The sequence below is a fragment of the Deinococcus sp. AB2017081 genome (assembly GCF_034440735.1).
In the GTDB taxonomy this organism is placed as follows: Bacteria; Deinococcota; Deinococci; order Deinococcales; family Deinococcaceae; genus Deinococcus; species Deinococcus rufus.
Map to the genome: position 1 here is coordinate 2,927,550 of NZ_CP140098.1, position 13,730 is coordinate 2,941,279.

The 13,730-nt window shown below is 72.1% G+C and carries 13 protein-coding genes; 7 read left to right on the top strand and 6 right to left on the bottom strand.

Translation table 11 applies throughout. The features are described 5' to 3' along the window. The first annotated feature begins 46 nt into the window (after window positions 1-46). Complete coding sequence (gene chrA / locus U2P90_RS14240; RefSeq protein WP_322472656.1) at window positions 47-1,207, top strand: chromate efflux transporter; 1,161 nt, start codon at window positions 47-49, stop codon at window positions 1,205-1,207. On the opposite strand, the gene U2P90_RS14245 is transcribed toward chrA, so the two are convergent. Then, window positions 1,184-1,486: a YkgJ family cysteine cluster protein gene (locus U2P90_RS14245; RefSeq protein ID WP_322472657.1), complete on the bottom strand. Its 303-nt coding sequence runs from the start codon at window positions 1,484-1,486 to the stop codon at window positions 1,184-1,186. The genes chrA and U2P90_RS14245 overlap by 24 nt on opposite strands. After that, window positions 1,487-2,584, bottom strand: a complete 1,098-nt coding sequence (locus U2P90_RS14250; protein ID WP_322472658.1) for a pyridoxal phosphate-dependent aminotransferase — start codon at window positions 2,582-2,584, stop codon at window positions 1,487-1,489. It lies immediately after the preceding gene. Between the two features lie 116 nt (window positions 2,585-2,700). Between U2P90_RS14250 and U2P90_RS14255 the strand changes: the two genes are divergently transcribed. Further along, window positions 2,701-3,306, top strand: a complete 606-nt coding sequence (locus tag U2P90_RS14255) for a TetR/AcrR family transcriptional regulator (RefSeq protein ID WP_295814856.1) — start codon at window positions 2,701-2,703, stop codon at window positions 3,304-3,306. After that, window positions 3,299-3,619: a hypothetical protein gene (locus U2P90_RS14260; protein WP_295814854.1), complete on the top strand. Its 321-nt coding sequence runs from the start codon at window positions 3,299-3,301 to the stop codon at window positions 3,617-3,619. Before U2P90_RS14255 ends, U2P90_RS14260 begins: the two co-directional genes overlap by 8 nt. A gap of 3 nt (window positions 3,620-3,622) precedes the next feature. On the opposite strand, the gene U2P90_RS14265 is transcribed toward U2P90_RS14260, so the two are convergent. The 3 genes from U2P90_RS14265 to U2P90_RS14275 all read right to left on the bottom strand — a co-directional run bounded on the left by U2P90_RS14265 (window position 3,623) and on the right by U2P90_RS14275 (window position 4,700). Further along, entirely contained in the window at window positions 3,623-4,096 is a 474-nt protein-coding gene (locus tag U2P90_RS14265; RefSeq protein WP_322472659.1) for an acyl-CoA thioesterase, read from the bottom strand. Continuing rightward, on the bottom strand, window positions 4,093-4,404 hold the full coding sequence (locus tag U2P90_RS14270) for a 4a-hydroxytetrahydrobiopterin dehydratase (RefSeq protein ID WP_322472660.1): 312 nt from the start codon (window positions 4,402-4,404) through the stop codon (window positions 4,093-4,095). Before U2P90_RS14270 ends, U2P90_RS14265 begins: the two co-directional genes overlap by 4 nt. Before the next feature lie 74 nt (window positions 4,405-4,478). Next, complete coding sequence (locus tag U2P90_RS14275; protein WP_322472661.1) at window positions 4,479-4,700, bottom strand: hypothetical protein; 222 nt, start codon at window positions 4,698-4,700, stop codon at window positions 4,479-4,481. Between the two features lie 136 nt (window positions 4,701-4,836). Here U2P90_RS14275 and mutS point away from each other — a divergent pair, with 136 nt between their 5' ends. After that, window positions 4,837-7,404, top strand: a complete 2,568-nt coding sequence (gene mutS, locus U2P90_RS14280) for a DNA mismatch repair protein MutS (RefSeq protein WP_322472662.1) — start codon at window positions 4,837-4,839, stop codon at window positions 7,402-7,404. A 22-nt stretch (window positions 7,405-7,426) separates the two neighbouring features. Here mutS and U2P90_RS14285 read toward each other — a convergent pair whose 3' ends face one another. After that, window positions 7,427-8,491 (bottom strand): alpha-hydroxy acid oxidase, encoded by a 1,065-nt coding sequence (locus U2P90_RS14285; RefSeq protein WP_322472663.1) that lies wholly within the window; start codon window positions 8,489-8,491, stop codon window positions 7,427-7,429. 160 nt (window positions 8,492-8,651) lie between these two features. On the opposite strand from U2P90_RS14285, the gene U2P90_RS14290 reads away from it, so the two are divergent. The 3 genes from U2P90_RS14290 to mutL all read left to right on the top strand — a co-directional run bounded on the left by U2P90_RS14290 (window position 8,652) and on the right by mutL (window position 13,707). Then, a complete protein-coding gene (locus tag U2P90_RS14290) occupies window positions 8,652-10,019 on the top strand; it encodes an FAD-binding oxidoreductase (protein WP_322472664.1) in 1,368 nt (455 codons plus the stop codon). A 316-nt stretch (window positions 10,020-10,335) separates the two neighbouring features. Continuing rightward, window positions 10,336-11,823, top strand: a complete 1,488-nt coding sequence (locus U2P90_RS14295; RefSeq protein ID WP_322472665.1) for a 3-keto-disaccharide hydrolase — start codon at window positions 10,336-10,338, stop codon at window positions 11,821-11,823. A gap of 240 nt (window positions 11,824-12,063) precedes the next feature. Then, window positions 12,064-13,707 carry a DNA mismatch repair endonuclease MutL gene (gene mutL, locus U2P90_RS14300; RefSeq protein WP_322472666.1) on the top strand — a complete coding sequence of 548 codons (1,644 nt, stop codon included), beginning with the start codon at window positions 12,064-12,066 and terminating at the stop codon, window positions 13,705-13,707. Window positions 13,708-13,730 lie beyond the last annotated feature (23 nt).

The window sequence follows — 13,730 nt, forward strand, 5'->3', positions numbered from 1 at the left end:
TCCCGTTGACCGGGGCGTGACGTGCGAGCCTTATACCCTGTTCCCCATGCGCGTGCTTGAGGTCTTTCTGGTGTTCCTGCGGCTGGGCCTGACCAGTTTCGGCGGGCCGGTCGCGCACCTGGGGTACTTCCGGGCGGAAGTTGTACAGCGCCGCGCGTGGCTGACCGAGCAGGGCTACGCCGATGTGGTCGCGCTGGCGCAGTTCCTGCCCGGCCCGGCGAGTTCGCAGACTGGCTTCGCGGTGGGCCTGCTGCGGGCCGGGTGGCCGGGGGCACTGGCCGCGTGGCTGGGCTTCACGCTGCCCAGCGCACTGCTGATGACCGCGTTCGCGCTGGGCGTGACGCGTGTGGGAGACGTAACCGGAGCCGGGTGGCTCGCTGGCCTGAAGGTCGCGGCGGTGGCCGTGGTCGCGCAGGCGGTGGCGGGAATGTGGAGCACGTTGGTCACGGATCGCGTGCGGGTCGCGCTGGCGCTGGGCGTGGCCGCGTTGCTGGTGACGCTGCCGGGGGCCGGGTGGCAGATCGCGGTGCTGCTGGCGTGTGCCGTGATCGGGTGGCGCGTCCTCCCGGCGGGAAAGGTTCAGGAAGGGCACCTGCCGCCGGTGCCGGTGTCGCGCCAGACGGGCGTGCTGCTGCTCCTGACCTGCGGGGCGGGACTGGTGATCCTGCCGCTCCTGGCTCCGATGTCGCCCGCCTGGGCGCTGCTGGACGGCACGTACCGCGCCGGTGCCCTGGTGTTCGGCGGCGGGCATGTCGTGCTGCCGCTGCTGGAGACCGGATTCGTCCCCCAGTTCCTGGGCCACGAGACCTTCATCGCGGGCTACGGGGCCGCCAACGCGGTGCCGGGGCCGCTGTTCACCTTCGCCACCTACCTGGGCGCGGCGCAGGGGGCCGTCTCCCCTGCCCTGGGGGCCGTCCTGGCGACCGTCGGCGTGTTCCTGCCGGGCCTGCTGCTGATGGCCGGGGCGCTGCCGTTGTGGTCGGCGCTGTCGGCCCGGCCGGCGGCCCGGTCGGCCCTGGCCGGCGTGAACGCTGGCGTGGTCGGGCTGCTGCTGGCGGCGCTGTATTCGCCGGTCTTTACCGGGGGTATCCGGGGGCCGCGTGATCTGGCGCTGGCCCTGCTGGGATATGCGGCCCTCACAGCGGGGCGGGTGCCGGCGTGGGCCGTCGTACTGGGCTGTGCGCTACTGGGGCAGCTCATCCTGTAGGCCGTAAATCTCCAGAAAGCGGCGGACACGGGCCTCCAGCGTCTGCAGCGGCGCGACCTCGCCGCAGACCCAGTCCGGGGCATAGTTGCGGCAGACCTGCGGCCGGGTGGCGTAGATGGCGCACAGGCACCCGGCTCCCAGATGCACGCACGGCACGCCCAGCGGCTTGTCCAGCGCCGCGATGTCCGGGGCCGCGCAGCACGCACCGCAGGCCGTGCACCCCCGCACCAGCGTCGAGCGGGGGCCATAGCCGGCGGGCGGCAAGAAGGGGTCGGCCACTCAGCGCAGGTCGGCGGCAGCGGCCAGGAAGGCGTCGTTCTCGGCGGGAGTACCCACCGCCACGCGCAGGCAGCCGGCCAGCAGGTGCAGGCGATCCTGGCGGCGCACCACGATCCCGCGACTCAGGAAGTGCCGGTACGCGGCGTCGGCGTCCGGGGTGCGCAGCAGGAAGAAATTCGCCTGACTGGGCAGGGCCATGCAGGTCGGGTGATCGCGCAGCGCGTCCAGCATCCGGCCCCGCTCGGCCACGGCCTCGGTCACGCGCTCGTGGACATACGTGGGGTGCTCCAGGGCCACCTCCAGCACCGCCTGGGTCAGGGCGTTCATGGTGAAGGCCGAGACCAGCTTCTGGATGTTCGCGGCCAGTTCCGGCGCAGCCAGCGCGTAGCCGGCCCGCACGCCCGCGAGGCTCCAGGCCTTGCTGAAGGTGCGCAGGCTCAGGGCGTTCGGGTGCGCCTGCACCAGTGACCGGAAATCGCTGTGGCTGTACTGGTGGTACGCCTCGTCGATCACCACGACCCAGCCGTGGGCGGCCTCCAGCAGCGTCTGCACGTCAGCCTGGGCGTCCAGATGACCGGTCGGCGCGTGCGGCTGCGTGATGTACAGCACGCCGGGCGGCCGGGTGCGCAGTTCCCTCAGCAGGCCCGCCACCGGCAGCGAGAAGTCGTCGTTCAGGGCGACCTGCACCAGATTCGCGCCGAGCAGCTGGGCCTCCAGGGTGTACACGCTGAAGGTGGGATTCACAGTCAGCACCGTCTGCCCGATCCCGGCGAGTTCGGTGAGCAGCTTGATCAGCACGTTGCTGCCGGGCGTGACCACCACCCCGTGCTCGTCCCAGTCCTCCAGGGCAGCGATGCGGCGGCGCAGCTCATCGGCATGCAGGTCGGGATACCGGTTCCACGGGCGTTCCATCAGGCGGGCCACGGCCAGGGCCTTGAGGCGCTCGGGGAAGTCGTAGGGGTTCTCGTTCTGATCGAGTTTGATGGCCGCGTCGGTGGGCGTGAAGGGATAGGCAGGCACGTCACGCACGGCGCGGCGGATACCGGTCGGCGCGTCCAGGGGGGCAGCGTCCTGAGGAGCGAGGGGCGTGCGGGTCATGTGTCCAGTTCTACCACCGCGCCACAGGCCGTCCAGACGCGTCGTCCGGTCAGGCCAAACGGGCGTTTGGGCGCGTGCTACCCTCGGATCACCGCGCTCCGGGCGCGACCGCTCCCATGACCGATCCCGTCAAATCCCGCCGAGAACAGATCCTCGATTCCGCCAGCCGGCTGTTCTCGGAACGCGGCTACCACGCCACGTCCATGCGCGACCTCGCCAGCGAGCTGGGGATGCAGGGCGGCAGCCTGTACGCGCATATCAGCGGCAAGGAGGAACTGCTCGTCGAGATCGTGAACCGCGCGTCCCGGCAGTTCGACGCCGCGCTGTTCACCCTGCGGGACGTCCCCCTGCCGCCCGAGGACAAGCTGCGCGAGGCCATGCGCCGCCACATCCAGGTCGTGGCCGACAACATGGACAGCGCCACCGTGTTCTTCCACGAGTGGAAGCACCTGTCGCCCGCCGCCTACGCCCGCGTGACCAGCTGGCGCGATTCCATCGATGCGTTCTACCGCGAACTGATCACGGAGGGCGTCCATGCGGGCGCGTTCCGCCCCGATCTCGACCCGAAGTCGGCAGCCTATCTGGTGCTGTCGGCCGTGAACTGGGCGTACACGTGGTATCGGCCCGGCGGGCCCCTCACCCCCCGCGACGTGGCCGACACCTTCGCCGACATGCTGCTGCGCGGCCTGAGGGCCGAGACCACAGGAGCCCGCCGTGAGTAACCCTACCGTCACCGTCAAGATCCGCGAGGCGATCACCTACGCGCAGGGCCGCGCCGCCCGCCTGAACCGCACCCAGCAGCTGGAGATCGGCCCCGACCTGTTCATCCGCATCGCGCCCGGTGGGCGGCGCTTCCTGCTGTTCTGCCTGGACGGCGAGCCCGAACGCAGCGCTGCCGAGGCGATCGCCGCCGCGCTGGGCCTGAAGCACCCCGAGTACGGCTGGCACCAGGGCGAGACCCTGAGATCCCTGACTGTGATCGAGCCGGGATCGGACGTGGTGGCCGAGGCTCCGGGCACGGACGACGGCGGATAGCTTCTACCGCACGCCGAACCCGAAGCGCTCCATGACCTCGGCCGGCGTGCGTTTCGGGCGGCCACTGACCGGATCGACCCACACCCAGTCGGTGCGGCACTCGGCCAGCCGCACCCCCTGGGGCGGGTCACCGTCGTTCACGCGGTCGATCGTGTAGACCCGCACCGAGCGCAGGCCGGCACTCTCGGTCAGGAGGGTGCGGACGCGCACGTGGTCGCCCAGGACGGCCGGCACGTGGTACGTGATGCGGTGCTGCCGCGCGACGGGCACGGCCCCCAGCGCGGCCAGGGCGGGCGTGTCCATGCCCAGGCTGGCGGCATGCGCTCGGGCCACGCGCTCGCACCACGTCAGGTACACGACGTTGTTCACGTGCTCCAGTTCGTCCAGATCCTCAGGGCCCACCGTCAGGAACACCTCAAAACGGCGTGCCGGGATCAGTGCGTCCCAGTCGGCGTGGGCCTCGGGAAGCTCGCTCACGCCCCGTACAGCGCATTCACGGCCTGTGAACCCGCGATGTCCAGATCCGTGATGCCGCCCGCGTCGTGCGTGAAATACGTGACCTTCACCTTCCGGTATCCGATCAGGATGTCCGGGTGGTGATCCCCCTCCTCGGCGTGCGCGGCGACCCGGACGGCGAAGTCCACCCCCGCCTGGTACGTGTCGAACGCGAATTCGCGCCACAGCCGGCCGTCGTCGCCCCACCAGCCGGGGGCCTTGCGGGCCTGCACGTCACCGTCGGTCAGGAGGCGGTCTCGGTCATAGGCCATGCGGGGATCGTACGCCATGCCCCGAGGGTAGAAGGACGGCGCGGATCAGGGGATGAGTGGGGATGCGGTTCAAGTCAGGTGATTGAGGACGGTCAGCGCCAGCCCACGAGAGCCCCGTCCGGAAGCATCACGACGTTGGGCTCGTTCAGCAGCAGGCTCAGCGCCAGGAACTCGATCTCACTCGACACTGGCACGACGAGGTGACGGCCATCGGCGAGAGCGATCTCGATTCGCCGCTGATCCGTGACCGGTGACCAGATCTTGCGCGAGTGGGTGAGAGCGACGCCAGCGGTTCCAGTGATGCTCATGGTCATGTGATGTCTCCCTGGCCCGTCCCCTTCCGGATCGGGTTGATCGAGGATGCGCCGCAGGCAGTGACCGCGCCGTGACCGCCCAATCGTTCCCCCTCTCCCTGCGCTCCTTTGCGGGGCCGCGCTATCCTCTTTCCCTATGCGTGCCCAGCCAGCGCAGAGCGTCCTCAAGGGCACCGGACAGGGTGCGCTGCCGCCCATGCTGGAGCAGTACGTAACCATGCGCGACGAGGTGGCCGCGCAGCTCCCGCACGCGCTGCTGCTGTTCCAGGTGGGCGACTTCTACGAGACCTTCGGTGAGGACGCCGAGCGCGCCGCCCGGCTGCTGGGCATCGCCCTGACGCACAAGTCGAGCAAGGATTTCTCCACGCCCATGGCCGGGATTCCGCTGCGGGCACTCGACGGCAACGTGGAGAAGCTGCTCGCGGCGGGCGTGTGTGTGGCGGTCGCGGATCAGGTCGAGGAACCCGGCACGGGACTGGTCGACCGCAAGGTCACGCAGCTCCTGACGCCCGGCACCGTGACCGAGGAGCGGCACCTCGGCGTGGACGAAAACTACCTCGCGGCGGTGGCGACCGGTGACGGCTACGCGCTGGCGCTGCTGGACGTCTCGACCGGCGAGTTCCGCTGCGCGGCCTTCCACACGCGGCTGGCGCTGTACGACGAGCTGTCGCGCTGGCGGGCACGCGAGGTGCTGCTGGCCCCCGAACTGGCGGGCAACGCCGCGCTGCTGGCCGACTTCCAGGCCCGCTTTCCGGTCATGCTGTCGCCCGCCAATTTCGGCGAGGCCGGCTGCCGGAGCGAACTGGACACGGCGCTGGGCGAGGTGCCGGGCACCCTGTCCACCCCGGCCCTGCTGCGGGCCTGCGGCGCGGTGCTGGGCTACGCGCGGCTGACGCTCCAGGGGCAGCTGGGCATGGTGCGCCGGGTGGTGCGCTTCGAGCCCGGCGCGCACATGCGGCTGGCCGAGTCGTCCCTGCGGGCGCTGGAGGTCTTCACGCCGCAGTCGCCCCAGGGCGTGACCCTCATGGACATCCTGTGCCAGACCCGCACGGCGGGCGGGCGGCGGCGGCTGCGCGCGTGGTTGCGGGCCCCGCTGCTGGACGAGCTGAGCATCCGTGCCCGGCTGGACGCCGTGGAGGCGCTCACGCGGGCGGCCGATCTGCGCGGCGGCGTGCGGTCGCTGCTGTACCGCGCCCATGATCTGGAGCGGCTGGCGGCGCGGGTGGCGACCCGCCGGGCCACCCCGCGCGAGGTGGCGGCCCTGGCGCGCACCCTGGAACTGCTGCCCGAGGCGACCCGGCTGCTGGGCGAGCAGGTCGGGCTGCTGGGCGGCGTCCGGGCGCGGCTGTCGGCCCTGCCGGACGTGGTCACACGCATCCGGGCGGCGCTGGTCGACGACCCGCCCCTGCGCCTGGGCGACGGCGGCCTGATCCGCGACGGCTTCCACGCCGAGCTGGACGAGGTTCGCAGCGGCTCGCTGTCGCACCGGGCGTGGCTGGCCGAGCTGGAGGCCACCGAGCGCACGCGCACCGGCATCGGGTCGCTGAAGGTCGGCTACAACAGCGTGTTCGGCTACTACCTGGAGGTCACAGGATCACACCTGGGCAAGGTGCCGCCCGACTACCGGCAGGTGGCGACCCTGAAAGACCGTGCCCGCTTCACCCGGCCCGACCTGCGCGAGCGCGAGCGCGAGATCGCCCGGCTGGACGCGGCGGCGTCCCGGCTGGAGACCCAGGTCTTCACCGAGCTGCGCGACTCGCTGGCTGCCCATGCTGAGGCGCTCTCGGAGGCGGCGGGAGCGCTGGCCGAGCTGGACGTGCTGTCGGCACTGGCCGAGCTGGCGGTGGACTGCTCGTGGGTGCGCCCCCAGACCGTGCCGGACGCCGAGATCGCACTGACGCAGGCGCGGCATCCGGTCGTGGAGCGGGCGACCGGCGGGAAGTTCGTGCCCAACGACGCCGCGCTGGACGCCGGCCGCTTCCTGCTGCTGCTGACCGGGCCGAACATGGCGGGCAAGAGCACCTACCTGCGCACCGTGGCGATCTGTGCGCTGCTGCACCAGATCGGCTCCTTCGTGCCCGCCGACCACGCCCAGATGCCGGTGTACGACGCGATCCACACCCGGATCGGCGCGTCGGACGACCTGGCCGGGGGCCGCTCGACCTTCATGGTCGAGATGAGCGAGCTGGCCGCGATCCTGCACGGCGCGACCGCCCGCAGCCTGATCATTCTGGACGAGGTCGGGCGCGGCACCAGCACCCTGGACGGCCTGGCGATCGCGCAGGCCGCGCTGGAGCACCTGCACGCGACCGGCGCACACACCCTGTTCGCCACCCACTACTTCGAACTGACCCGGCTGGAGGCTGAGCTGCCGGGTCTCGTGAACCTGCACGTGGCCGCCGAGGAGGAGGCGCGCGAGGGCGGCAGCGGCGGCCTGACTTTCTACCATCAGGTCGTGCCGGGCGCGGCGCGGCACAGCTACGGCGTGGAGGTCGCGCGGCTGGCCGGGCTGCCGGGCAACGTCACGGCCCGCGCGGCGCGGCTGCTGACCGCCCTGAATGCGGGCGGCGACGACCGGACGCTCGTGCGCGAACTCGCCACGCTGGACGTGTCGCGCCTGACCCCCCTGCAGGCCCTGGAACTCCTGCACCGCTGGCAGCGCGAGATGAGTGGGAGCGCCGACACCGCGCCCACCCCGACCTGAACGTGCCCTGACGGGCAGCGGCTCAGCCCCGGAAGATCAGGTCGGGCCCCAGGTCGCCGATCCGGGCCTTGCCACACAGCGCCACGGCGAGCCGCAGTTCGTCGCGCAGCAGTTCCAGCATGTGCCGGACGCCCGCCTCGCCGGCCAGCGCCAGACCGTACAGCGCGGGGCGGGCCACGAAGACGGCGCTCGCCCCCAGCGCCACGGCCTTGAGGACGTCGGTGCCGCGCATCACGCCGCCGTCGAGGTAGATCTCGGCGCGGCCGGCCACAGCGGTCACGATCTCCGGCAGGGCGTCCAGGGCGGTCACGGCGGTGTCGAGCTGCCGCCCGCCGTGGTTGCTGACCCACACGTGGCAGCCGTGCTGCACCGCAAGGTCGGCATCCTCGGCCGTCAGCAGGCCCTTGAGGACGATCGGCAGGTCGGTCTGGGCCCGCAGCCACGCCAGATCGGCCCACGACAGCCCCGGATCGAGCAGCGAGTTGAAATAGCTCAGGTCGTCCAGATGCTCGCTGCCGGGCCGGCGCGGGCCGACGTTGGGCAACACCGTGCCCGGCTCGACATGGACAGGCGTGCGGATGATCGCCTCCCGCCGGCCCAGCTGCGGGGCGTCCACCGTGAGCACCAGTGCCCGCGCTCCGGCGGCGGTCGCCCGCTGGATCAGGGCGCGGCTCACCTCGCGGTCGCGGTACACGTACAGCTGGAACCACCACTGCCCCGGAGCGGCGAGCGCCACGTCCTCCAGGGATCGGTGGCTCAGGGTACTCAGGGTCATGACGCTGCCCAGGCCGGCAGCGGCGCGGGCCGTGGCGACCTCGGCGTCCGGGTGGGCCAGACCATGCAGGGCACACGGCGCGATGCCGACCGGGAAGGCCAGCGGCATGCCCAGCACCGTCGTGGACACGTCAACCTGCGACACGTCGACCAGCATGCGGGGCCGCAATTTCAGCGCGGCGTAGCCGTCCCGGTTGGCACGGACGGTCACCTCGTCGTTCGCTCCGCCCACGTAATACGCCAGGGCGGCAGGCGACAGGACGGCGGCGGCGGCCTCTTCCATCTCGCGGAGGTTCAGGTAGGGCAGAGCCATGGGTAGGTTCAGTCTGGCATGGGCCGCCACCGGGCGGGCCGTGCGGCCATTTGATGAAGGCCCGGCCGCCGGTGGTCGGGCCGCCGCCGGGCTGCACCTGCCAGGATGGAGACCCGGCAGGATGAAGGACGTGGGCCGACCCGGCCCGGAGGAGTGCCCCGTGAACACCGACGCCCTGGACGCCCTGCGTGCCCGTTACGGCGAGCAGCTCAGTACCGCCGCCCCCGTGCTGGAGGCCCACGGGCGCGACGAGAGCCACCCGACGATCCACCCGCCCCACGCCGTGCTGTTCGCCCACAGCGAGGCGGATGTGGTGGATGCCCTGCGGCTCGCCGTCACCCACGGCTTCCCGGTCACGCCCTTCGCGGTGGGCAGCAGTCTGGAAGGGCAGGTGATCCCGGTTCACGGCGGCCTGTCCCTCGACGTGAGCGGTATGAACCGGGTGCTGTCCATCGAGCCCGGCGGGTTCCAGGCGACCGTACAACCCGGCGTGACCTATCCCGAACTGAACCGGCAGACCCGCTCCCACGGCCTGTTCTTCCCGGTCGATCCCGGCGCCGAGGCCAGCCTGGGCGGCATGGCCTCCACGAACGCCAGCGGCACGGCGGCGGTACGGTACGGCACCACCCGCGACAATGTCCTGGAACTGCGCGTGGCCCTGATGGACGGCACCGTGATCCGCGCGGGCAGCCGCGCCCGCAAGACCAGCGCCGGCTACGACCTGAAACACCTCTTCATCGGTGCCGAGGGCACGCTGGGGGTGATCACGGAGCTCACGGTGCGCCTGTGGCCCCTGCCCGCCCACGTGACGGTGGTGCGCGGCACCTTCGCCACCGTGCAGGCCGCCGCGGCCTGCGCCGTGGCCATCATGAGCGCCGCGCTGCAGCCCGAGCGGCTGGAACTCATCGACGAGCACGGGATCCGCGCCGTGAACGCCTACGAGGGCACGGCCTACCCGGAGGTGCCGACCCTGTGGATCGAACTCGCGGCAGCCAGCGGAGGCGCCCTGGACGACGCGGTGGCCGCGTGCACCGACCTGTGCCGGGACGCCGGGGCACTGCACGTGGACACCGCCCGCAGCGCGGCAGAGCGGGCCGCACTGTGGGCCGCACGGCACCATGCGTATCCGGCGATGAAGGCGCTGCACCCCACTCACGCCCGGCTGAGCACCGACGTGTGCGTGCCGCTGCACCGCCTGCCCGACGTGCTCGCCGCCAGCCGTGAACGCTGCGACGCCGCCGGCCTCGACGCGACCTTCCTGGGACACGTGGGCGACGGAAACTTCCATGTGCTGTTCCACGCGGCCCCGGACGACGCCGCAACATGGGCCACGGTGAACGACGTGTACGATCACATGATCTCACTGGCGCTGGACGCCGGGGGCACGTGTTCCGGCGAACACGGGGTGGGGCTGCACAAGCGCACCCATCTGGCCCGCGAGCATGGGGACTCGCTGCACGTCATGCGCGGCGTGAAGGCCCTGCTCGACCCGCGTGGCCTGCTCAACCCCGGCAAGATCCTTCCCTGATCGCGGCACATGAGGCGATCTGCAACGCCCGGTATGCACCTCCATGAGCGGCAACCGGACGGCCACCCGCGGCCGCCCGTGCCCGTCTCCGGCGCGGCCGCAGGAGCAGCGATCCCGGCCGGCAGCGTGCCGGACGGTGCCGGGCGACGCACCGGGTGCACCGACTGGAGCCGCACGCCCTGCACTCCGCCTTGAGGAGGGCGTGAGGAGAAGCGCCGGAGCCAGTTGTGGGTCGGCTCACTTGCCTATGGCACCCACACACGACAGTGAGGTAGCCGGCCACGGAGATCACCGGGGTTCGCTGTGGAGGAGACCGATGTTCACTGCCCCCCGAGCCCCAGCCCATGCCCGAGACCGTCACCACACCCGCCCGGCCCGTGGTGTCCTGACGATGCTGCTGGGCAGTGTCCTGGCCTCCTGCGCCGCACCGGCCACGCCGGCCCCGACCCCAGCGCCCGCCGCGCCCCTGCAGCCCCAGACGGCGTGGGCCCCCCTGTTCAACGGCAGGGATCTGGGCGGATGGATGACGTGGCTGCCTTCGACCGGCGCCGGCCGCGACCCGGCCGGCATCTTCCGGGTTCAGGACGGCGAGCTGCGTGTCCTGCAGGTCGAGGACACCGGGGCGGAGCGGGACTTCGGCTACGTGGCGACCACCGCGCCGTACACCGACTACCGCCTGCGGCTCCAGTACCGCTGGGGCAAGACGACCTTCGCGCCCCGCAAGGATCTGCCGCGCGATGCGGGCATCCTGTACCACCTGACCGGCCCGGACACCATCTGGCCCAGTTCGATGGAGTTCCAGATCATGGAGGGCAACACCGGCGATCTGTGGGCCATCAACGGCACGAACCTGTCCACGACCGTGAGCAGCGGCAGCGACGGCGATCCCAGGTATGACCCGTTCGGGGAAGCGCTGACGACCCAGTTTCCCGCCGAGAGCTACAAGCGCGTGCAGCGGGCCACCGACGTGCCCGAGAATGCCAGCGGCTGGAACGACGTGGAACTGATCGTGTCGGGCGACGAGGCGGTGCAGGTCGTGGACGGTCAGGTGACGAGCCGCGTGACCGGCATCCGTGCCCCGGACGGCTCGGCCCTGCGGTCAGGCCGCATTGCCCTCCAGGCCGAGGGGGCCGAGGTCACCTACCGCAACATCGACCTGCGCCCGCTGGCGTATCTGGCCCCACCCACCGGCGCCACGGTGCTGCTGGCGTCCGGGGCCGACAGCGCCGCCGCGTGGCAGTCGCGCAGCGGCGGCGCGGCCGACTGGCCCGTGCAGGGCGGTCGCATGACGGTGCGCAGCACCGCGAAGCCGGGCGACGCCGCGAGCAGCAACGACCTGCGCAGCGCCGAGACCTTCGGGGACATGCACCTGCACCTGGAATTCAAGGTGCCGGTCACGCGTGGTGGCCTGCCCGAACAGGAGCGTGGCAACAGCGGCGTGTACCTCCAGGGGCGCTACGAGGTGCAGATTCTCGATTCCTATGGGCAGCCGCCGACCGGCCAGGACGACCTGGGCGCGGTGTACGGACAGCACGCCCCGGCCGTGAACGCCGCGCTGCCGTCCGGCGCGTGGCAGAGCTACGACATCGAATTCCGGGCCGCCCGCTGGGAGGGCACCCAGAAGACCGCCGACGCCCGCGTGACCGTGTACCTGAACGGTGAGAAGGTGCAGGACGACGTGGCCCTGAGTGGCAGCACACTGCTGGGCGAGCCGGAGGCCGCCTCGGACGGGCCGGTGGTCTTGCAGGATCACGGCAGCGAGGTGCAGTTCCGCAACATCTGGGTCGCGCCGCTGGAGGACTGACAGCGGTGTTCAATTCCGCGCCGGGGCTGAACGGATACCCCTCACTTCCACGTCCAATCGCTGCCGTGTCCGTCACTCGCCCCGCTCGGTTCAGGGGGAGTGAGAGGTTCATGCACTCCCCCTGCAACCTGCTGTAAGCGCGACCGGTCGGGCCGGGTGGTGACCGCCCGGACGCTTCAGGCCGGCCTGGACGGAATCCACGCCTCAATCGGCCCCGTGCAGGTGCGCTACGCTGCCACCGTGATCCACGTCCTCCCGCCCCACGTGGCCCGCCTGATCGCGGCGGGCGAGGTGGTGTCGCGCCCGCTCGACGTGGTGCGCGAACTCGTGGACAATGCCCTGGATGCCGGTGCCACCCGCATCGAGCTGGACATCGAGGACGGCGGCCTGCGCGTGGTGCGGGTGCGCGACAACGGCGTGGGCATCCCGGCCGCGTCGGTGGCGCTGGCGGCCGTGCGGCACGCCACGAGCAAGCTCCCGCCCGATGTGGCGGCCGTGGAGCGGGTCACGACCCTGGGCTTCCGGGGCGAGGCGCTGTGGGCGGCGGCTCAGGCGGGGCGCCTGCACCTGGTGACCCGACCGGCCTCGCAGGTGGGGGCGGCCGAGCTGCACGCCCACGGCGAGGACATCCGGCTAGGCCGCACGTCCGCTCCGGCGGGCACGACCGTGACGGTCTTGGCGCTGTTCGAGGCGCTGCCCGCCCGGCGGCGGACCCAGCTGCCCACGGCCACCGAGGTGCGCGAGATCACGGCGCTGCTGGGCCGCTACGTGCTCCACCATCCGGACATCCACTGGCGCGTCGCGGTGGACGGCGAGCCCCGCCTGACCCACGCACCGGCCGACCACCGGGGCGCGGTCGCCAGTGTGTACGGGCCGCTCAGCGCCAACCGCGTGCTCACGGTCGACGGGCCGGGCGTGCGCGGCGTGGTGTCGCGCCCGGAACTCACGCGGGCCCGGCGCGACCGCATGCACTTCAGCGTGAACGGCCGGCCCGTGCTGGCCCCGCCGGAACTGGAGAAGGCGGTCATCGAGGGCTACGCCGAACTGCTGCCGGCCGGGGTTGCCCCCCTGTGTGTCCTCGACCTGACGGTCGCGCCCGAGGATCACAACCCGAATGTGCACCCGGCCAAGCAGATGGTCGCGCTGGCGGATCTGGGGGCCGTGGCCGCCCGCGTGCGCGAGGCGGTCGCCGCCGCCCTGGCTGCGCATCCCCTGGCGCGGCTGGCCCCGACCCTGAGTGCCCCGCCGGCCCCGGTGCGGGACACGGGCGGCACGTCCTTCCCGGTGCTCACGCTGGTCGGGGTGTACCAGGGCCTGTACGTGCTGGCCCACGGCGAGGGCGACCTGTGGGTCGTCGACGCGCACGCGGCCCATGAACGCGCCCTGTACGAGCGCCTGATCCGTGGCCTGGAGGACGCCCCGCCCCTGGAGCTCCCCGAACCCGAACTGCTGCACCTGACCCCTGAGCAGACGGCCCGCCTGCACGAGCGTTCCGCGCACCTCCAGACCTGGGGGCTGACCCTGGAGGACTTCGGCGCGGGCCTGGCGCGGCTGCGCACCGTGCCCGCCACCCTGGCCGCGCTGGCGGTGCCCCGGCTGCACGAACAGATCGTGGAGGCCGCGCTGGGCGACTCGCCCGATCCACGCCGCGACGTCCTGGCGCGGCTGGCGTGCGCGCCCGCCCTCAAGGCCGGCATGCTGGATCACGCGCGGGCCGAGCTGGTGCTGGCCGCCCTGAGCGCGTGCGAGCAGCCGTGGGCCTGCCCGCACGGCCGCCCCACCGTGCTGCGCCTGCCCGAGCGTGACCTCGCGCACGCCTTCGGTCGCCGGGGCGTGCGCGACGTGGCACGGGGCCGCGACAGCGCGCCGGAGTTCCGTCACTGACGGGCAGGCTGGAGGGCTGAACC